The 17,404-nt window shown below is 71.9% G+C and carries 19 protein-coding genes; 11 read left to right on the top strand and 8 right to left on the bottom strand.

From position 1 onward, the window contains the following. Positions 1-135: 135 nt before the first annotated feature. The gene (gene sodN / locus ACFC8N_RS19285) at positions 136-531 is read left to right on the top strand and encodes a superoxide dismutase, Ni (RefSeq protein WP_356028896.1); all 396 of its coding nucleotides are present in this window, start codon (positions 136-138) and stop codon (positions 529-531) included. Between the two features lie 412 nt (positions 532-943). Here the strand turns inward: sodN and ACFC8N_RS19280 are convergent, their stop codons facing one another. Together ACFC8N_RS19280 and ACFC8N_RS19275 are read right to left on the bottom strand one after the other, a co-directional pair. Next, positions 944-1,183, bottom strand: coding sequence for a hypothetical protein (locus ACFC8N_RS19280; protein WP_356028899.1), 240 nt, complete (start codon positions 1,181-1,183; stop codon positions 944-946). Between the two features lie 17 nt (positions 1,184-1,200). Further along, the gene (locus tag ACFC8N_RS19275; protein WP_376288865.1) at positions 1,201-2,355 is read right to left on the bottom strand and encodes an anion permease; all 1,155 of its coding nucleotides are present in this window, start codon (positions 2,353-2,355) and stop codon (positions 1,201-1,203) included. A gap of 157 nt (positions 2,356-2,512) precedes the next feature. Between ACFC8N_RS19275 and ACFC8N_RS19270 the strand changes: the two genes are divergently transcribed. The 3 genes from ACFC8N_RS19270 to ACFC8N_RS19260 all read left to right on the top strand — a co-directional run bounded on the left by ACFC8N_RS19270 (position 2,513) and on the right by ACFC8N_RS19260 (position 4,237). Continuing rightward, positions 2,513-2,914 (top strand): helix-turn-helix transcriptional regulator, encoded by a 402-nt coding sequence (locus ACFC8N_RS19270; protein WP_071384220.1) that lies wholly within the window; start codon positions 2,513-2,515, stop codon positions 2,912-2,914. Between the two features lie 67 nt (positions 2,915-2,981). Continuing rightward, positions 2,982-3,398: a VOC family protein gene (locus ACFC8N_RS19265; protein WP_071376507.1), complete on the top strand. Its 417-nt coding sequence runs from the start codon at positions 2,982-2,984 to the stop codon at positions 3,396-3,398. Between the two features lie 77 nt (positions 3,399-3,475). Continuing rightward, positions 3,476-4,237, top strand: a complete 762-nt coding sequence (locus ACFC8N_RS19260) for a VOC family protein (protein WP_362818598.1) — start codon at positions 3,476-3,478, stop codon at positions 4,235-4,237. 257 nt (positions 4,238-4,494) lie between these two features. Here ACFC8N_RS19260 and ACFC8N_RS19255 read toward each other — a convergent pair whose 3' ends face one another. The 3 genes from ACFC8N_RS19255 to ACFC8N_RS19245 all read right to left on the bottom strand — a co-directional run bounded on the left by ACFC8N_RS19255 (position 4,495) and on the right by ACFC8N_RS19245 (position 7,814). Continuing rightward, positions 4,495-4,827 (bottom strand): DUF952 domain-containing protein, encoded by a 333-nt coding sequence (locus tag ACFC8N_RS19255; RefSeq protein ID WP_376288864.1) that lies wholly within the window; start codon positions 4,825-4,827, stop codon positions 4,495-4,497. A gap of 247 nt (positions 4,828-5,074) precedes the next feature. Next, the gene (locus ACFC8N_RS19250) at positions 5,075-6,283 is read right to left on the bottom strand and encodes a family 2 encapsulin nanocompartment cargo protein polyprenyl transferase (RefSeq protein WP_376288863.1); all 1,209 of its coding nucleotides are present in this window, start codon (positions 6,281-6,283) and stop codon (positions 5,075-5,077) included. A 124-nt stretch (positions 6,284-6,407) separates the two neighbouring features. Then, on the bottom strand, positions 6,408-7,814 hold the full coding sequence (locus ACFC8N_RS19245) for a family 2B encapsulin nanocompartment shell protein (protein ID WP_356028915.1): 1,407 nt from the start codon (positions 7,812-7,814) through the stop codon (positions 6,408-6,410). Positions 7,815-8,093: 279 nt separating this feature from the next. On the opposite strand from ACFC8N_RS19245, the gene ACFC8N_RS19240 reads away from it, so the two are divergent. Both ACFC8N_RS19240 and ACFC8N_RS19235 read left to right on the top strand, forming a co-directional pair. Next, positions 8,094-8,687: an N-acetylmuramoyl-L-alanine amidase gene (locus tag ACFC8N_RS19240; protein WP_376288862.1), complete on the top strand. Its 594-nt coding sequence runs from the start codon at positions 8,094-8,096 to the stop codon at positions 8,685-8,687. Positions 8,688-8,728: 41 nt separating this feature from the next. Then, the gene (locus ACFC8N_RS19235; RefSeq protein WP_376288861.1) at positions 8,729-9,628 is read left to right on the top strand and encodes a 1-aminocyclopropane-1-carboxylate deaminase/D-cysteine desulfhydrase; all 900 of its coding nucleotides are present in this window, start codon (positions 8,729-8,731) and stop codon (positions 9,626-9,628) included. Here ACFC8N_RS19235 and ACFC8N_RS19230 read toward each other — a convergent pair. Continuing rightward, complete coding sequence (locus tag ACFC8N_RS19230; protein WP_376288860.1) at positions 9,625-11,220, bottom strand: Na+/H+ antiporter; 1,596 nt, start codon at positions 11,218-11,220, stop codon at positions 9,625-9,627. The two genes, ACFC8N_RS19235 and ACFC8N_RS19230, sit on opposite strands and share 4 nt — an antisense overlap. Positions 11,221-11,281: 61 nt before the next feature. Between ACFC8N_RS19230 and ACFC8N_RS19225 the strand changes: the two genes are divergently transcribed. From ACFC8N_RS19225 to ACFC8N_RS19215, 3 genes are all read left to right on the top strand, one after another. Next, positions 11,282-11,542 (top strand): UBP-type zinc finger domain-containing protein, encoded by a 261-nt coding sequence (locus tag ACFC8N_RS19225; RefSeq protein ID WP_356028922.1) that lies wholly within the window; start codon positions 11,282-11,284, stop codon positions 11,540-11,542. 262 nt (positions 11,543-11,804) lie between these two features. Further along, positions 11,805-12,221, top strand: coding sequence for an anti-sigma regulatory factor (locus ACFC8N_RS19220; protein ID WP_031163342.1), 417 nt, complete (start codon positions 11,805-11,807; stop codon positions 12,219-12,221). 20 nt (positions 12,222-12,241) lie between these two features. After that, entirely contained in the window at positions 12,242-13,351 is a 1,110-nt protein-coding gene (locus ACFC8N_RS19215) for an RNA polymerase sigma factor SigF (protein ID WP_356028924.1), read from the top strand. A gap of 42 nt (positions 13,352-13,393) precedes the next feature. Here ACFC8N_RS19215 and ACFC8N_RS19210 read toward each other — a convergent pair whose 3' ends face one another. Further along, the gene (locus tag ACFC8N_RS19210) at positions 13,394-13,849 is read right to left on the bottom strand and encodes a hypothetical protein (RefSeq protein WP_362818588.1); all 456 of its coding nucleotides are present in this window, start codon (positions 13,847-13,849) and stop codon (positions 13,394-13,396) included. A 140-nt stretch (positions 13,850-13,989) separates the two neighbouring features. Here ACFC8N_RS19210 and ACFC8N_RS19205 point away from each other — a divergent pair, with 140 nt between their 5' ends. Both ACFC8N_RS19205 and ACFC8N_RS19200 read left to right on the top strand, forming a co-directional pair. Further along, entirely contained in the window at positions 13,990-14,958 is a 969-nt protein-coding gene (locus ACFC8N_RS19205; protein WP_356028928.1) for a diacylglycerol kinase family protein, read from the top strand. A gap of 320 nt (positions 14,959-15,278) precedes the next feature. Continuing rightward, positions 15,279-15,536, top strand: a complete 258-nt coding sequence (locus tag ACFC8N_RS19200; RefSeq protein WP_003992873.1) for a WhiB family transcriptional regulator — start codon at positions 15,279-15,281, stop codon at positions 15,534-15,536. A 196-nt stretch (positions 15,537-15,732) separates the two neighbouring features. Here ACFC8N_RS19200 and ACFC8N_RS19195 read toward each other — a convergent pair whose 3' ends face one another. Beyond that, a complete protein-coding gene (locus ACFC8N_RS19195; protein WP_356029123.1) occupies positions 15,733-17,199 on the bottom strand; it encodes a PAS domain-containing sensor histidine kinase in 1,467 nt (488 codons plus the stop codon). Positions 17,200-17,404 lie beyond the last annotated feature (205 nt).

The following is a 17,404-nucleotide window of genomic DNA, read 5'->3' as shown; positions in this document are numbered from 1 at the left end:
TCCCCGGTCCGTTCCTCCACCAGTCTCAGTCTGACCCTGGACTTTTGTCCTAAGCCCTAGGGGGCACCCGAGAAATCGCCTTCCTCAGGGAGTAATGTCGCACCTGAGAAGACGATCACGAGGAAGGAATGCTCCATGCTTTCCCGCCTGTTTGCCCCCAAGGTCAAGGTCAGCGCCCACTGCGACCTGCCCTGCGGCGTCTACGACCCGGCCCAGGCCCGCATCGAGGCGGAGTCGGTGAAGGCCGTGCAGGAGAAGATGGCCGCCAACGACGACGCCCACTTCCAGGCGCGTGCCGCAATCATCAAGGAGCAGCGCGCGGAGCTCGCGAAGCACCACGTCTCCGTGCTGTGGAGCGACTACTTCAAGGCCCCGCACTTCGAGAAGTACCCGGAGCTGCACCAGCTGGTCAACGACACCCTGAAGGCCCTGTCGGCCGCCAAGGCGTCGACCGACCCGGCGACCGGCCAGAAGGCTCTGGACTACATCGCCCAGATCGACAAGATCTTCTGGGAGACCAAGAAGGCCTGATCCTGGATCAGACCTTGTGACCTGCATTCTCTTTATTCTGCAGGGTCTACTTGTCCGCACCCGGACCGCGGGGCGCCGAGCACGGCGTCCGCGTGGTCCGGGTGCGGACTTTTTGCTCCCTCTGCCGCCCGCCAGGGCCCCGGCTCCCGCGATCGCGGCATGCTGCGGCCGGGAGGAACCGGGCAGATCCCTGGGCGCGGCGACGACGACTCGGCCCCGTGCCGGGCGCATAGGCGGCAGGGTGGCAGGGCAGCGCCCAGCGCAGGGCGCGTGGTGGTTGCCGCTCCGTCATGCCAAGGCCCCTTCGGGCGGACGGCGGACGGCGGGCACGCGGCGCTCGGCCTCGGCGAGGGCGTAGACCTTGCGGGCCCGGCCGTTCCCGCGGCCGGGCCCCTCGGACGTACGCACCGAGTCAGTGGAACTGCGGCACGATCAGGTAGATCCCGTACGCCACCACCGCCGCGCAGGCGAGGAAGCACAGGCCTGCCTGGGCGCGGCCGGCCGCGCCGCCGGTGCCGTCGTCCGCGGCGTCGCGCGCGGTGTCGGCGCGGGACAGGCCGAGGACGCCGAAGGTGAAGACGACGACCACGGCGACCGTGACGCCGAGGCTGACCGCGGCCACGCGGCCGAGGGCGGACCAGTCGACATGCATGAGGGACTCCCGGGGGTTCAGGCGGCCGTGCCGACCTTGGTCGGGGCCGAGGTGCGAAGGGTGACCTCGTGGTCGTCGTTGACGTTGTCGGCGCGCACCGGGTTGCGGCGGGACGCGGCGACGATGACCCCGGCGAGGGCCAGGGCAACCAGCGCGATCACGGCCGTACCGACGTTGCCGCCGTGCTTGACGACGCTCGCCGCGAGGCCGCCGACCAGCGCCGCCGCGGGCAGCGTGATCAGCCAGGCCAGCACCATGCGGCCGGCCACGCCCCAGCGGACCTCCGCGAGCCGGCGGCCCAGGCCCGCGCCGAGGATGCTGCCGGAGGCGACCTGCGTGGTGGACAGCGCGAAGCCGAGGTGGGCGGAGGTGAGGATCACCGCCGTGGACGCGGTCTCGGCGGCGAAGCCCTGCGGGGACTGGATCTCCGCGAGGCCCTTGCCCATGGTGCGGATGATCCGCCAGCCGCCCAGGTAGGTGCCGAGGCCGATGGCCACGCCGGCCGAGCCGATCACCCACACCGGCGGGCCGGCCTCATGGCCGAGCGCGCCCGCCGAGATCAGGGTCAGCGTGATCACGCCCATGGTCTTCTGCGCGTCGTTCGTGCCGTGGGCGAGCGAGACCAGGGAGGCGGAGGCGATCTGGCCGAGCCGGAAGCCCTTCGTCACCGAGTCCTGGCGGGCGCGGGCGCTGAGCCTGTAGGCGAGGTAGGTGGCGACCAGCGCCGCCACACCGGCCACGACCGGGGAGACCACCGCGGGGAGGAGCACCTTCTCGACAACCTTGTCGAGGTGCACGCCGTGGGAACCCGCGCCGACCCAGACCGCGCCGATCAGTCCGCCGAAGAGGGCGTGGGAGGAACTGGAGGGGAGTCCGGCGAGCCACGTCACCAGGTTCCACAGGATCGCCCCGACCAGCCCCGCGAAGATCATCGCCGGGCTGGCCAGTGTGTCGTCCACGATCCCGCCGGAGATCGTCTTCGCGACCTCGGTGGACAGGAAGGCCCCGACGATGTTGAGGACCCCGCTGACCAGGACCGCTGTACGCGGTTTGAGCGCACCGGTGGCGATGGAGGTGGCCATCGCGTTCGCGGTGTCGTGGAATCCGTTCGTGAAGTCGAACGCCAGAGCCGTGACGATGACGACCGCCACGAGGAACGTGATGTGGTCCATTCCGCAAGGCTGGCAAGGGCAGGCCAATGCACGGAGAACTGAAGGCGAACGGCGTGTCGAAGATGGGGGACTCTGTTGTGTGCTCGTGTGCGGAAACGTCGGATCTCCCGGTGTCAGTGCCCTGTGCCACGCTGTGAACGCGACCGAGGAGGCACGGATGACCGTCCTGGAGGACCTCAGACGGCTGCGCCGCGTGCGCGACCGGATGGACCGTGAGTACGCCGAGCCGCTCGACATGACCGAGCTGGCCCGGGGCGCCCACATGTCCCCGGGCCACTTCCAGCGCAGCTTCCGCAAGGCCTTCGGCGAGACGCCGTACAGCTATCTGATGACCCGCAGGATCGAGCGGGCCAAGGCACTGCTGCGCCGGGGCGACCTCACGGTGACCGAGGTGTGCCTCGCCGTGGGCTGTACGTCGCTCGGCTCCTTCAGCTCCCGCTTCACCGAGCTGGTCGGGGAGACACCGAGCGCCTACCGCGCCCGGGACCACGAGGAGAGCGCGGTGATCCCGTCCTGCGTGGCCCGTACGTTCACCCGCCCGCGCCGCAGACCCTACTGACCCCGGCTCCCTGGGCGCCGTACCGAACTCGCGCGCGCCCGCGTCCGGGCGGGCCTAGCGTGAGGTCATGGACGTGAAACTCAAGCAGTGCTTCATCTCGGTGGACGACCACGACAAGGCGCTCGCCTTCTACCGCGACGTGCTCGGCCTGGAGGTCCGTAACGACGTGGGCTTCGAGGGCATGCGCTGGGTGACGCTGGGCTCGCCGCTCCAGCCGGACGTCGAGATCGTGCTGGAGCCGCCGGGCGCGAACCCGGACGCCTCCCCCGCCGACCGGCAGGCGATGGCCGAACTGCTCGCCAAGGGCATGCTCCGGGGTGTCATCTTCACGACCGAGGACTGCGACGCCCTGTACGAGCGGGTGCGCGAGTCCGGCGCCGACGTGCTCCAGGAGCCGACGGACCAGCCGTACGGCGTACGCGACTGCGCCTTCCGTGACCCGGCGGGCAACCAGCTGCGCTTCCTCCAGCGGCCCGCGGAGTAGCAGCCGGCGGCGGGCACGGCAGCGGGTGTGGCGAAAGCCCGGCGACGGCGCGGGAGTTCGCCCCTACACTCCGGAGCGTGATCATTCGCTGGACGTACGCCTTCGCCGACCGCCCCGCCGGCCGGCTGCCCGAGGCCCTCGCCTTCTGGACCTCGGTCACCGGCACCCGGCCGTCCGAACCCCGGGGCGAGCGGGGCGAGTTCCTGACCCTGCTGCCCGACACGGCCACCGGGGCGGACGCGTGCGTGAAGCTCCAGGGGGTGACCGAGGGGGACGGCGGCGCCCATCTCGACCTGTGCGTGGAGGACGTGCGGGAGTCGGCCGGGGCGGCCCGCGCCCTCGGTGCGGACCCGGTCGCGGACCACGGCGATTGGGTCGTACTGCGCTCCCCCGCCGGGCAGTTGTTCTGCCTGGTGCCCTGGCACGGCGAGGCGGTACGGCCGCCCGTGGTGGCGGGCAGCCGGCTGGACCAGGTCTGCCTCGACATCCCGCCGTCCGCGTACGCCGCCGAGTCGGACTTCTGGGCCGCGCTCACGGGCTGGGAGCGGCTGACGGGTTCCCGGCCGGAGTTCGAGGCGCTGCGGCCGCCGGCGGGACTGCCCGTGCGGATCCTGCTCCAGCGGCTCGACTCCGAGCGACCCGCCGCCGCCCATCTCGACCTCGCCTGTACGGACATCCGCGCGGTCCGTGCCCGGCACGAGGAGCTGGGAGCCGTCCCGGTGGCGCACGGCCCGCACTGGTCGGTGATGCGCGATCCGGCCGGCGGCGTCTACTGCCTGACCGGCCGCGACCCCGAGACGGGCGGCCTGCCGGCCGCTCGGCGGAACGACGTCGCGTAGAGGCGGATGACCGCGGCGTGCCCGGACGCCGCGGCCCGGTCGGCCGGCGGACCCGGCGGGCACGAGGCCTCGCCGTCCGCCGGCCGGGCCCGCGTGCTCGCCGGGCCCGGCGCGGGCAAGGCACCGGGCCGTTCTGCACCGGCTGTACGGCTCGCGGGGCCGGGCGTCCTCCTGGAGTGCGAGCGCGAGGCCTCCGCCCACGGCGACGGCGGCCGCCCAGTCCGCCACCGCCCGGCGCCACCGCCGGCCCGCACCCCTCACCCCCAGGGCTCCACCTCCACCACCGCGCCGACGGGCAGCGGTCCGTACACGTGCGGGAACTCCTCGCCGTCCGGCTCCATCGCCTCGTACTTCACCGGCACGCCGACCAGGGCCGGGTCCACGACGAGCACGACCAGCTCGTCCGGGCCGTCGTAGTCGCCGTAGAGGAAGGCGGCGATGCGCGGGAGCTGTTCGCGCGTGGAGAAGTGGATGAAGCCCTCTTCCTGGAGGGTGCGGCCGCGCGTGGACACCTCGTAGCTGCCGCGCTCGCGGGCCGCCTCCCACAGGGAGCGTTCGGTGATGTGGAGGATGGGGGGCAGTTTCGGCATGCGTTCACGGTACGTCGCCGTCGCTGCGGAGCCGTGACGATTTCCGTCGCCCGCGCACAGCGGCGGGCCCTGCACACTGTGGGGATGTGCGGGGACCGCCTCAACCGGAGCCCCGGCCGCCGTACGGGGTCAGGAGCCGCACGACGACCGGGGTCCGGGGTCTTTCCGACCGCCGCCACAGGAGCGAGACCGGCCACGACGGCGCCGCAGACGCCCGACGGCACATCGCGGCGCCCCCGGCGGAGCGCTACGCGCTGCGCCGGGTCACGAACTCGGCGAGCGCCAGCAGGCCTTCCGCCTCCGGGGCGGGGACCGCGCGGGCCAGCTCCTGCACGGCGCGGGCCATCCGGTCGGCCGCCTCGGCCTGCGCCCAGTCCCGGCCGCCGGCCCGCTCCACGGCCAGCGCCGTCCGCGCGATGCCGTCGGCGTCGCCGGTGACATTCGGCGTGGCGTACAGCCCGGCCAGCTCGGCCGCCGCCTCCGTACCGGACGCGAGCGCCGCCACCACCGGCAGCGACTTCTTGCGGGCCGCGAGGTCCGCCCCGGCCGGCTTCCCGGTGCGCCGCGGGTCACCCCATATGCCGATGACGTCGTCGATCAGCTGGAAGGCGAGCCCGGCCTGGCGGCCGAAGCCGTCCAGCGCGGCCACCTCCTGGGGTCCGGCGCCCGCGTACAGCGCGCCGAGGGCGCAGGCGCAGCCCAGCAGCGCCCCGGTCTTCGACTCGGCCATGGCCAGCACCTCGTCGAGGGTGACCTCGTCCGGGGCGCGGTGTTCCAGGTCCGTGTCGGTGTGCTCCCCGGCGCACAGCTCCACCACGCAGTTCGCGAGCCGGGCCGCGGCCGCGGCGCCGGCCGGGTGCGGGTCCTCGGCGAGCAGCCGCAGGGCCAGGGCCAGCAGGGCGTCCCCGGCGAGGATCGCGTCGGTGTCGCCGAACACCGTCCAGGCCGTGGGGCGGTGCCGGCGGGAGGTGTCGCGGTCCATCACGTCGTCGTGCAACAGCGTGAAGTTGTGGACCAGTTCGACCGCCACCGCCGCCGGGACGGCCGCCGTACGGGCCGCCGGGCCGCCGAGGGCGGCGGCCGCGGCCAGGACGAGCGCGGGCCTTATGGCCTTGCCACGGCCCGCCGCTGCCGGGCTGCCGTCGGCGTGCTGCCAGCCGAAGTGGTAGAGGGCGATGCGGCGCAGGGAGCCGGGCAGCGACTCAAGCGCCGCGCGCAACCCGGGGTCGACCACGGCCCTGGTGCGCTCCAGCAGCGCCGCCGCCTCGTGGCCCTCCGCGCCGTCGACCGGACCGCGGTCGCCGTTCTCCGTCCTGCCCTGCCCGTTCTGGCCGTTCTGGCCGTTCTGGCCGCGCTGTGCGTTCTGCGTGTCCTGCGTGTCCTGCGTGTTCCCCCGGGTATCCCCCGCCGTGCCCGGATGCGGCACGGCGGGGGAACGCTCTTCGGTCTCCGTCATGAACTCGGCCATGTCTCCCCCTCGCCAGGTCCCCGGACGCCGGCGTCGCCGGACCGGCCGGACACGTGTGCCGAGGGTCTACCCGCCCGGGCGGCCGAGAACACGGCTCCGAAGTGCGGAAACGTCACCCCCACCGGCCGATCTCGACGTTCTCCAGCACACCGAGCGCGTCCGGCACCAGCACGGCGGCCGAGTAGTAGGCCGTCACCAGGTAGTTGATGACGGCCTGTTCGTTGATGCCCATGAACCGCACCGACAGGCTCGGCTCGATCTCGTCCGGGATGCCCGACTGCCGCAGGCCGATGACGCCCTGCTCATCCTCGCCGGTACGCATCGCGATGATCGACGTGGTGCGCTGCTCGGTGACCGGGATCTTGTTGCACGGGTAGATCGGCACACCACGCCAGGTCGGGATGCGGTTGCCGTTGACCTCGACGCTCTCGGGGACCAGGCCCCGCTTGTTCAGCTCGCGTCCGAACGCGGCGATCGCGCGCGGGTGGGCCAGGAACAGCTTGGTGCTGCGGCGGCGGCTGAGCAGCTCGTCCATGTCGTCCGGGCTGGGCACGCCGTCGTGCGGCTGGATCCGCTGGTCGTACTCGCAGTTGTTGAGCAGGCCGAAGTCGCGGTTGTTGATCAGCTCGTGCTCCTGGCGCTCCTTGAGCGCCTCGACCGTGAGCCGCAGCTGCTGCTCGGTCTGGTTCATCGGCTGGTTGTACAGGTCGGCCACGCGCGTGTGGATGCGCAGCACGGTCTGGGCGATGCTCAGCTCGTACTCGCGCGGGCGCGGCTCGTAGTCGACGAAGGTGTGCGGGATGTCGGGCTCGCCGGTGTGGCCGGCCGCCAGCTCGACCTCCTTCTCGCCGTACTTGTTGGTCCGCTGCTCGGGCACCGCGCGCAGCTGCTCCAGGTGCCCACGCAGGCTGTCCGAGCGCTCCGCGACCTGCTCGAAGTCCTGGCGGCTGAGGATCAGCACCGTGGTGGGGGTGGCCGCGCGGACGGTGAACTCCCAGATGGCGTCCGGGTCCAGCAGCGCCGCCTCGCCGAAGTAGGCGCCGTCGGCGAGGACTCCGAGGACGGCGTCGTCGCCGTAGGGGCCGGTGCCGACCTTCTCGACCCTGCCGTGCGCCAGCAGGTACACCTCGTTGGTCGGGTTGCCGAAGTCGGCGATGACCTCGCCGGGAGCGAAGTCGCGCTGGCGGCAGCGCCGGGCCAGCTCCGACAGCACCTCCTCGTCGTCGTACGCGCGCAGGGCCGGCAGCTCGCCCAGTTCGGCCGGGATGACCTCGACCTGGTCACCCGTCTTCACGAAGGTGATGCGGCCGTCGCCGACGGTGTACGCCAGGCGCCTGTTGACGCGGTACGTGCCGCCCTTGAGGTCCACCCACGGGAGCGTGCGCAGCAGCCAGCGGGAGCTGATCTCCTGCATCTGCGGAACGGACTTGGTGGTGGTGGCCAGGTTCCGCGCGGCCGCCGTCCCGAGGGACTGCTGCGGCTTGCCCTCTTCCGTGCGGACCTCTTCGCCTACCGACATAAGGAAATGTCCTCCCATGTATGGCTGGTGCCGGATCGCACGGGCACCGGTCTCGGGACCGAGCCTTCCATCACGGAACGTGCCGTCGCCATTACCCGAAAGAGCGGGATTGGATCATCGGACGGCTGGGCATAAAAGGGGACCTTGTACAGCACACAGGGCCTTTCTGCACGTGCAGGCTGTCCGGATCGGCTCGCACAGCGCACGAACGAGGTGTCCGGGACATCCGCTTTCCGGTAGAGGGCCGCTACAGGATGGAGCGAACACGAAGGAGGCGGCATGGCCCCACCCATGTCCGCGAGCACGTTTCTGGACGTTCTGCGCGCCGAGGGCGTCACGGTCGTCGAGGTCGGCGACTGGCGGCACCACCATCGCAACCACAGGGGCCCCTGGGGGCCGGTGCACGGCGTGATGATCCACCACACGGTGACCCGGGGCAGCGCGGCCACGGTGCGGCTCTGCCGCGACGGCTACCGGTCGCTGCCTGGCCCGCTGTGCCACGGCGTGATCACCAAGGACGGCACGGTCCACCTGGTCGGCCACGGCCGCGCCGACCACGCCGGGCTCGGGGACGACAGCGTACTGCGCGCCGTGATCGCCGAGCAGGCGCTGCCGCCGGACGGCCAGGCGGACACCGACGGCAACCGGCACTTCTACGGCTTCGAGTGCGAGAACCTCGGCGACGGCGCGGACCCGTGGCCGGACGTCCAGCTGGAGGCGATCACGCGCGTGGCCGCGGCGGTGTGCCGGCGGCACGGCTGGACGGAGCGTTCGGTCATCGGGCACCTGGAGTGGCAGCCGGGGAAGGCGGACCCGCGGGGCTTCACGATGGAGTGGCTGCGGGGGCGGGTCGGGGGGCGGCTGAAGGGGTAGCGCCGCGGCGGCCGGGCGCCCGCGCCGGGCGACAATGGAGTGTGACCGGCCCCGACTCCCTCGCGCCCCGCCTTCCCTCCCCTCTCCACGAGGTACGGGACGAGCGGTTCGAGCGGCACGGCCTGCGCCTGCTGCTCAAGCGGGACGACCTCATCCACCCGGAGCTGATCGGCAACAAGTGGCGCAAGCTGGTGCCGAACATCGCGGCGGCGGGCGGGCGGCCGCTGGTCACCTTCGGCGGGGCCTGGTCCAACCATCTGCGGGCCACCGCCGCCGCGGGCCGCCTGCTCGGGATACCGACCACGGGCGTGGTCCGCGGCGAGGAGCTGGCCGGGCGCCCGCTCAACCCGTCCCTGGCCCGGTGCGCGGCCCACGGCATGCGCCTCCACTTCGTCGACAGATCGACGTACCGCCGCAAGGCCGAGCCGGAGACCCTGGCCGCGATCCTGCGCGCGGCCGGCGCCGAGGAGGCGTACGTCGTCCCCGAGGGCGGCAGCAACAGCGTGGCCGTGCACGGCTGCCGGGCCCTCGGTGAGGAACTGCGCGGGCACGCGGACGTCGTGGCCGTCGCCTGCGGCACCGGTGGCACCCTCGCGGGCCTCGCCGCGGGACTCGCCCCCGGGCAGCGCGCGCTCGGCGTGCCCGTCCTCAGGGGCGGCTTCCTGGAGGGCGACACCGCGGCACTGCAGGAACGTGCCTTCGGCGGCCGCACCGGCGACTGGTCCCTCGACGAGCGCTTCCATTTCGGCGGGTACGCGCGTACGACCCCCGAACTGCACGCGTTCGCCCGGGACTTCGAGGAGCGCCACGGACTGCCCGTCGAACGTCTCTATGTCGCCAAGTTGCTCTACGCCCTTGTCGCCCGCGCGGAAGAGGGTGCCCACGCGCGCGGGACGACGATCGCCGCCGTCGTCACCGGACGGCCGTTCCCGGAGGGCTAACCCGCCTCCCGGTAGGCCGCCGCCTCCTCCAGATCAAGGCGTCTGAGCAGTGCGCGCAGCATCTCGTCGTCGATGTAGCGGTGGTCGCGGAGCTTGACGAAGACCTCGCGCTCGGCGCTGATCATCTCGCGCGAGAGACGACGGTAGGTGTCGTCCACGGACTCGCCGGTGACGGGGTTGGTCTGGCCGAGGCGCTCCCAGACGGCGTTGCGGCGGCGCTCCAGGACCGTGCGCAGGCGGTCGGCGAGCGGCGGCGGCAGGGCGTTGCGCTCGTCGTCGAGGAGGTCGTCGAGGCGCCGCTCGGCGGCCCGGGAGGCCTGCGCCTGGGCGTTGGCCTCGGCGAGCGTCTCGGCCTGCCGGTCGCGGCCGGGGAACCTCATCAGGCGGATCAGCGGCGCGAGCGTCAGTCCCTGCACGACCAGCGTGCCGATGACCGTGGTGAAGGTCAGGAAGAGGATCAGGTTCCGCTGCGGGAAGGGGGCGCCGCCGTGCACCGTGAGCGGGATCGAGAACGCGATGGCCAGGGACACCACACCGCGCATGGCGGCCCACGACGTGACGACCGGCCCCCGCCAGCCGGGGCTCTCCTCGCGGGCGCGGATGCGGTGGGAGAGCGCGCGGGGCAGCAGGGCCGCCGGGAACACCCACACGAACCGGGCCGCGACGACCACGACGAAGACCGCGATCGCGTACCAGGCCGCGTCGGTCCCCCGGTAGGCGCCGAGCCCCCGGAGAACGGTCGGCAGCTGCAGGCCGATCAGCGCGAAGACCGCCGACTCCAGCAGGAAGGCGACCATCCGCCACACCGCGTCCTCCTGAAGCCGGGTGGCGAAGTCGACCTCCCACGCGCGGTGTCCGAGATAGACCGCGACCACCACGACCGCGAGCACACCGGAGCCGTGCAGCTGCTCGGCCACGCCGTAGGCGACGAACGGGATCAGCAGCGAGAGGGTGTTCTGGAGCAGCGCTTCCTTCAAGCGGGTGCGCAGCCAGTGGATCGGCACCATGAGCACCAGTCCGACGAGCACACCGCCGACGGCGGCCCGCAGGAACTCCCCGATGCCGCCCGACCAGGTGGCGCCCTCGCCGACGGCCGCGGCGAGGGCCACCTTGTAGGCGGTGATCGCGGTGGCGTCGTTGAGCAGGGACTCGCCCTGGAGGATGGTGGTGATCCGGGACGGCAGCCCGACCCGGCGCGCGATGGCCGCGGCCGCGACGGCGTCGGTCGGCGCGACGACGGCGCCGAGCACCAGCGCGGCGGGCAGCGGCAGTCCGGGGACGACGAGGTAGGCGGCCCAGCCGACGGCGAAGGTCGCGAAGAGCACGTACCCGATCGACAGCAGCCCCACGGGCCGCATCTGGGCCCGCAGGTCGAGGTACGAGCTCTCGGTGCCCTCCTTGTACAGCAGCGGGGGCAGCACCAGCGGCAGGACGACCTCGGGGTCCAGCGTGTAGTGCGGGATCCCGGGCACGTACGAGATCGCGAGGCCCACCGCGACCAGCAGCAGGGGTGCCGGCACCGGTGTGCGCCGGGCGACCCCCGCGATGCCCGCACTGCCCGCCACCAGCAACAGCAGCGGCAACACGTCCATGATCCTCGCCCGCCCTCGTTTTCCGCGCGGTCACCCGCACACCCGTCGTAATCTGGCAATCATGAAACAGTGCACGCACGCCGACGCGCTGCCGCACCCGGAACCGGAGCCGCTCGCCCCGACCTGTCCGGAGTGTCTGCGGGACGGCACACACCCGGTGCAGCTGCGGTTGTGTCTCACCTGCGGTCACGTCGGCTGCTGCGACTCCTCGCCGGGACAGCACGCGACCGGACACCACCAGGAGTCCGGCCACCCGGTCATGCGGACCTTCGAGCCCGGCGAGGACTGGCGGTGGTGCTTCGTGGACCACATCCTCGTGTGACACTGCATGCGGTGGCGGCCGTACGACGGTTCGAGCGTCGGACGCCTGGGTACGTCAACCCGGCGCGCGCTCTTCCCATTTGGGCCCGCAAACCCTCTAGACACGGAGCGTATCCACAGCTTTACTGTGAGTGACGCCAGGGGGTTGGGGTCCCGGGGACAGGACCGTTCGGAGCGCGATAGCGTCACCGCGGAACCACGTACGCGTTACCCCGGGGGGCGACCCTCGGCCCCGTAGAGCTTGTACCACCATGGAGGTGAGGGTGTCCCAGATCGCAGGCGAGCCCACGGCGAATCAGGACTTCGTGGAAGTCCGGCTGCCGGCCGCGGGTGCCTACCTGTCGGTGCTGCGGACGGCCACGGCCGGTCTCGCGGCCCGCTTGGACTTCACCCTGGACGAGATCGAGGACCTGCGCATCGCCGTGGACGAGGCCTGCGCGATCCTGCTCCAACAGGCCGTGCCCGGCTCCGTGCTCAGCTGTGTCTTCCGGCTCGTCGACGACTCGCTGGAGGTCACGGTCGCGGCGCCGACCACGGATGGTCACGCCCCCTCGCGGGACACCTTCGCCTGGACCGTGCTGTCGGCCCTCGCGGGCAAGGTCTCGTCCGCCGTCGACGAGGACAAGACCGTGTCGATCAGCCTCTACAAACAGCGCGGCGCGGGCCCCGGCCCGGCGTGAGGAAGAACGGGGACGGTCCGGTGCGGGACGAAGAGCGCGGCACACGGGAGCTGCCGACCGGGGACGGGGGTGCCCCCTGGTCGAGCACGGGCGGCATGTCCGGGGAACCTCCTCGGGACGGTTCGCGGCGCATGGCGGACGGCATCGACGGCATCCCCGAGCAGGCCAGACCACACCCGGTGGACGACTCCGCGCGGCCCGGCGGTGCCGGTGCCGTGCAGGGCGCGGCGCCGGCGGGATCCGGCGCCGACTCCGCCGTCCACGTGGGGGCGAGGGCTCGGGGAAGGGCTACGGGCGGGACGATGAGCGAGCACGAGCGATACGCCGGGGACGACGCGCCGGGCGCGGAGGCCGTGCAGGCCGTTCAGCACGGCCCCCAGGACCGCAGCGGGGCGCGGGTGCTCTTCGTCGAGCTGCGCAAGCTGAACGCGGGCAGCCCGGAGTACGCGGAGCTGCGCAACCAGCTGGTCCGTATGCACCTGCCGCTCGTGGAGCACCTGGCACGCCGCTTCCGCAACCGCGGCGAGCCTTTGGACGACCTCACTCAGGTCGCCACGATCGGTCTGATCAAGTCCGTCGACCGGTTCGACCCGGAGCGCGGCGTGGAGTTCTCCACGTACGCCACCCCGACCGTCGTCGGCGAGATCAAGCGGCACTTCCGTGACAAGGGCTGGGCGGTGCGCGTGCCGCGCCGGCTCCAGGAGCTGCGCCTCGCGCTGACCACGGCGACGGCCGAGCTGTCCCAGCTGCACGGCCGCTCCCCCACGGTCCACGAGCTGGCCGAGAAGCTCGCCATCTCGGAGGAGGAGGTCCTGGAGGGCCTGGAGTCCGCGAACGCGTACTCCACGCTGTCCCTGGACGTCCCCGACACGGACGACGAGTCCCCGGCGGTCGCGGACACCCTCGGCGCCGAGGACGAGGCGCTGGAGGGGGTGGAGTACCGCGAGTCCCTCAAGCCGCTGCTGGAGGACCTGCCGCCGCGCGAGAAGCGCATCCTGCTGCTGCGCTTCTTCGGGAACATGACGCAGTCGCAGATCGCGCAGGAGGTCGGCATCTCCCAGATGCACGTCTCCCGGCTGCTGGCCCGCACCCTGGCCCAGCTGCGGGAGAAGCTCCTCGTGGAGGAGTGAGCCCGCGGAGCGGGCCCCGGTCGGTGAGCCCCGGGAAGTCGGCTATTCGCTCCGGCCCGGTCCCCTGATGCCGAGGGCCCGGGTCGTGGCGGGGTTGACGAGCAGCACCAGCGCCGCGACGGCGACGACCGCGAGGGCGATGCCGGCCGGGATGGCCATGCTGTCGGCCTTGAGCAGGCTGTAGGCCACCGGAAGCGCCATCAGCTGTGTGATCACCGCCGGGCCCCGGCTCCAGCCGCGCCGCAGCAGTAGACCGCGCGCGGCGAGCAGCGGCAGCAGCGCGAGCACGAGGAGGGTGATCCCCAGGGAGATCCCCTGCTGCCGGTCGGAGGCGTCGCCGGAGATCCCGAGGACGACCATCCACAGGCCGCCGGCCACCAGGGCGACGCCCTCCAGCGCGGCGAGCACGGCAGCGTAGGTCAGCCGGCTCGGACGCGGTCCGGCGACGGCTTCGGTGGTGTCCGCGGCTTCCTTGGCGGCTTTCTGCTCACTGCTCACCCCAGCAGGGTAGCCGTCTCCGCGCAGGCGCCCTCCCGCCGCCCCGGGGGTCCGGGAGTGCCAGGACTCACGCCCTCCTCTCTTACCCGATCCCTACCTCGGCGTCCGCCGGGTACCACCCAGTAGGTACGCTGCCATCCATGCGTGCACTTCTCGTGGTCAATCCGGCGGCAACCACCACCAGCGCACGCAGGCGTGACGTTTTGATCCACGCGCTGGCCAGCGAGGTGAAGCTGGAGGCGGTCACCACCGAGTACCGCGGGCACGCGCGCGACCTCGGCCGGCAGGCGGCGGACAGCGACGACATCGACCTCGTGGTGGCCCTCGGCGGCGACGGCACGGTCAACGAGGTGGTCAACGGCCTCCTGCACGGCGGCCCCGACCTGGACCGTCTGCCCGGCTTCGCCGTGGTGCCCGGCGGCTCCACGAACGTGTTCGCCCGCGCCCTGGGCCTGCCCAACGATCCCGTCGAGGCCACCGGCGCCCTGCTGGACGCGCTGCGCGAGCGGCGGGAGCGGGTCGTCGGGCTCGGGCTGACCTCGGGCACGCCCGGCACCGAGGACGAGGCGGTCCCGGACCGCTGGTTCACCTTCAACGCGGGACTCGGCTTCGACGCGGGCGTGGTCGGCCGGGTCGAGCAGCAGCGCGAACGCGGCAAGACCTCGACCCACGGGCTCTACGTCCGCCAGGTGGTCCGGCAGTACCTCGGCGAGCCGAGCCGCCGGCACGGCTTGATCACGCTCGAACGCGCCGGCGAGGACCCGATCGCCGAACTCGTCGTCGCCATAGTGTCGAACACGGCCCCGTGGACGTATCTCGGCAATCGCCCGATGTACACGTCACCTAAGGCCTCGTTCGACACCGGCCTCGATGTGCTCGGTCTCAGCCGCCTGTCGACGGCCGCGGTTGCCCGGTATGGCACCCAGTTGCTCACTTCGTCCCCCGAGCGCGGACCCCATGGCAGGCACGCCCACTCACTGCACGATCTGGACCAGTTCACCTTGCATTCGAAGGCTCCTCTGCCCTTGCAGATGGACGGCGACCACCTAGGGCTGCGTACGAGCGTGACGTTCACAGGCGTACGCCGTGCACTGCGTGTGATTGTGTGAGCGGAACGGGCCAAAGTCCTTTCACTCGAACGTTTAGGCCAGGATCCACCCCATGGAAGTACGGCTGTGACCTAGTCGACACCGAGGAATCAAAAAAAACTTTCCGGAAGGGGTTGTATCCGTCGCCGAGGTTTGCGAGTCTCTACGTGTCGATCGGGACGGCCCGCAACACCGGCCTCCGCTGATCAACAGAACCCCTCTTCAAACCCAGGACCACGCCGGGGAGATCTCGGCGGTCGGCCCTTCACTTGTTGAGGGATTCGTGAAAGCGTTCACATTCACAAGCAACGTGCATGTAATACCAAGGAGAGGTAGCAGCCATGGACTGGCGTCACAACGCCGTTTGCCGCGAGGAAGACCCCGAGCTCTTCTTCCCCATCGGCAACACCGGTCCTGCGCTGCTGCAGATCGAGGAAGCCAAGGCCGTCTGCCGTCGCTGCCCGGTGATCGAGCAGTGTCTGCAGTGGGCGCTCGAGTCCGGTCAGGACTCCGGCGTCTGGGGTGGTCTCAGCGAGGACGAGCGCCGCGCCATGAAGCGCCGCGCCGCCCGCAACCGGGCTCGTCAGGCCTCCGCCTGACCTACCCACCCCTGCTGACAGCCTGAGCTTGGCGGCGCGTACACCACGTACGCATCTCCCGCCCCCGAGCCGCAGCGCGCAGTATCCCCCGATGCGCTTAGCAATGACGCAGAGCAGCAACGAGCACGAGCCTCGGACCACTACCGGTCCGGGGCTTTTTGCTGTGCCCGACTCCCTTTGCGGGCAGGGCCGTCGGCTACTTCTGCGACCGCACCGGAAGGTCGAGGATCACCCGGGTGCCCCGCTCCGGCGCCGGGACCATGTCGAACGAGCCGCCCAACTCGCCCTCCACCAGCGTCCGTACGATCTGCAGGCCGAGGTTGCCCGAGCGGTGCGGGTCGAAGCCCTCGGGCAGGCCGACGCCGTCGTCCTGGACCGTGACCAGGAGCCGGGCCTCCTTCGTCGTACCGCCGCGGACCGCGGAGACCTCGACCGTGCCGGTGTCGCCCTCGCGGAAGCCGTGCTCCAGGGCGTTCTGGAGGACCTCAGTGAGGACCATGGACAGCGGGGTGGCGACCTCGGCGTCGAGGATCCCGAAGCATCCGGTGCGCCGGCCGGTCACCTTGCCCGGCGAGATCTCGGCGACCATCGCCAGCACCCGGTCGGCGATGTCGTCGAACTCCACGCGCTCGTCCAGGTTCTGGGACAGCGTCTCGTGCACGATCGCGATGGAGCCGACCCGGCGCACGGCCTCCTCCAGGGCCTCCCGGCCACGCTCGGACTCGATCCGCCGCGCCTGGAGGCGCAGCAGGGCGGCGACCGTCTGGAGGTTGTTCTTCACCCGGTGGTGGATCTCCCGGATGGTGGCGTCCTTGGTGATCAACTCGCGTTCGCGGCGCCGCAGTTCGGTGACATCCCGGCACAGCACCAGTGAGCCGATCCGGGTGCCCTTGGGCTTGAGCGGGATCGCCCGGAACTGGATCGCCCCGTCGTGGGCCTCGATCTCGAACTCGCGCGGTGCCCAGCCGCTCGCGAGCTTGACCAGCGCCTCGTCCACCGGGCCGCGGGTCGGGGCGAGTTCGGCGGTGGTCTGTCCGAGGTGGTGGCCGACCAGGTCGGCCGCGAGCCCGAGCCGGTGGTAGGCGGACAGGGCGTTCGGGGAGGCGTACTGGACGATCCCGTCCGCGTCGAGCCGGATCAGTCCGTCGCCGGCGCGCGGCGAGGCGTCCATGTCGACCTGCTGGTCCGGGAAGGGGAACGATCCTGCGGCGATCATCTGCGCGAGGTCCGAGGCGCTCTGGAGATAGGTGAGCTCCAGCCGGCTCGGGGTGCGGACGGTGAGCAGGTTGGTGTTGCGGGCGATCACGCCGAGCACGCGGCCCTCGCGTCGTACGGGGATGGACTCGACCCGTACGGGGACCTCTTCGCGCCACTCCGGGTCGCCCTCGCGCACGATCCGGCCCTCGTCCAGGGCCGCGTCCAGCATGGGCCGGCGGCCGCGCGGGACGAGGTGGCCGACCATGTCGTCCTGGTAGGAGGTGGGGCCGGTGTTCGGGCGCATCTGGGCGACCGAGACGTACCGGGTGCCGTCCCGGGTGGGGACCCACAGGACCAGGTCGGCGAAGGACAGGTCGGAGAGCAGTTGCCACTCCGAGACCAGCAGGTGCAGCCACTCCAGGTCGGAGTCGTCGAGGGCGGTGTGCTGGCGGACCAGTTCGTTCATGGAGGGCACGTCTGTGAGCGTACTCGCACGTGTGAAGGTGGCCGAAAACACCCGCGGGCCGCGGCGCCTGGAAGGGACCCTCAACCCTCCCGGCACCGCAGCCCGGAGCATCATCGGCCGCGGGGTGTGCGGTCCCGGCCGGCCGAAGGTCGAGGAGCCGGGGCAGTCAGGGCAGAGAGCGCCGGTTCCTCGATCCGCCCTCCTG

The sequence above is a fragment of the Streptomyces sp. NPDC055966 genome (genome assembly GCF_042269865.1).
Lineage (GTDB): Bacteria > Actinomycetota > Actinomycetes > Streptomycetales > Streptomycetaceae > Streptomyces.
Note: the sequence above shows the minus strand (reverse complement) of the source record. Positions and strands in the feature narration are given on the sequence as shown.

Bases quoted from the DNA above. Each gene is read 5' to 3' on its own strand.
- ACFC8N_RS19265 (WP_071376507.1), top strand. From the start codon at position 2,982: ATGGACGTGAAACTCAAGCAGTGCTTCATCTCGGTGGACGACCACGAC.
- ACFC8N_RS19270 (WP_071384220.1), top strand. From the start codon at position 2,513: ATGACCGTCCTGGAGGACCTCAGACGGCTGCGCCGCGTGCGCGACCGG.
- sodN (WP_356028896.1), top strand. From the start codon at position 136: ATGCTTTCCCGCCTGTTTGCCCCCAAGGTCAAGGTCAGCGCCCACTGC.
- ACFC8N_RS19245 (WP_356028915.1), bottom strand. From the start codon at position 7,814: ATGTCGGTAGGCGAAGAGGTCCGCACGGAAGAGGGCAAGCCGCAGCAG.
- ACFC8N_RS19205 (WP_356028928.1), top strand. From the start codon at position 13,990: ATGCGTGCACTTCTCGTGGTCAATCCGGCGGCAACCACCACCAGCGCA.
- ACFC8N_RS19240 (WP_376288862.1), top strand. From the start codon at position 8,094: ATGGCCCCACCCATGTCCGCGAGCACGTTTCTGGACGTTCTGCGCGCC.
- ACFC8N_RS19195 (WP_356029123.1), bottom strand. From the start codon at position 17,199: ATGAACGAACTGGTCCGCCAGCACACCGCCCTCGACGACTCCGACCTG.
- ACFC8N_RS19230 (WP_376288860.1), bottom strand. From the start codon at position 11,220: ATGGACGTGTTGCCGCTGCTGTTGCTGGTGGCGGGCAGTGCGGGCATC.
- ACFC8N_RS19225 (WP_356028922.1), top strand. From the start codon at position 11,282: ATGAAACAGTGCACGCACGCCGACGCGCTGCCGCACCCGGAACCGGAG.
- ACFC8N_RS19200 (WP_003992873.1), top strand. From the start codon at position 15,279: ATGGACTGGCGTCACAACGCCGTTTGCCGCGAGGAAGACCCCGAGCTC.
- ACFC8N_RS19275 (WP_376288865.1), bottom strand. From the start codon at position 2,355: ATGGACCACATCACGTTCCTCGTGGCGGTCGTCATCGTCACGGCTCTG.
- ACFC8N_RS19280 (WP_356028899.1), bottom strand. From the start codon at position 1,183: ATGCATGTCGACTGGTCCGCCCTCGGCCGCGTGGCCGCGGTCAGCCTC.
- ACFC8N_RS19255 (WP_376288864.1), bottom strand. From the start codon at position 4,827: ATGCCGAAACTGCCCCCCATCCTCCACATCACCGAACGCTCCCTGTGG.
- ACFC8N_RS19250 (WP_376288863.1), bottom strand. From the start codon at position 6,283: ATGACGGAGACCGAAGAGCGTTCCCCCGCCGTGCCGCATCCGGGCACG.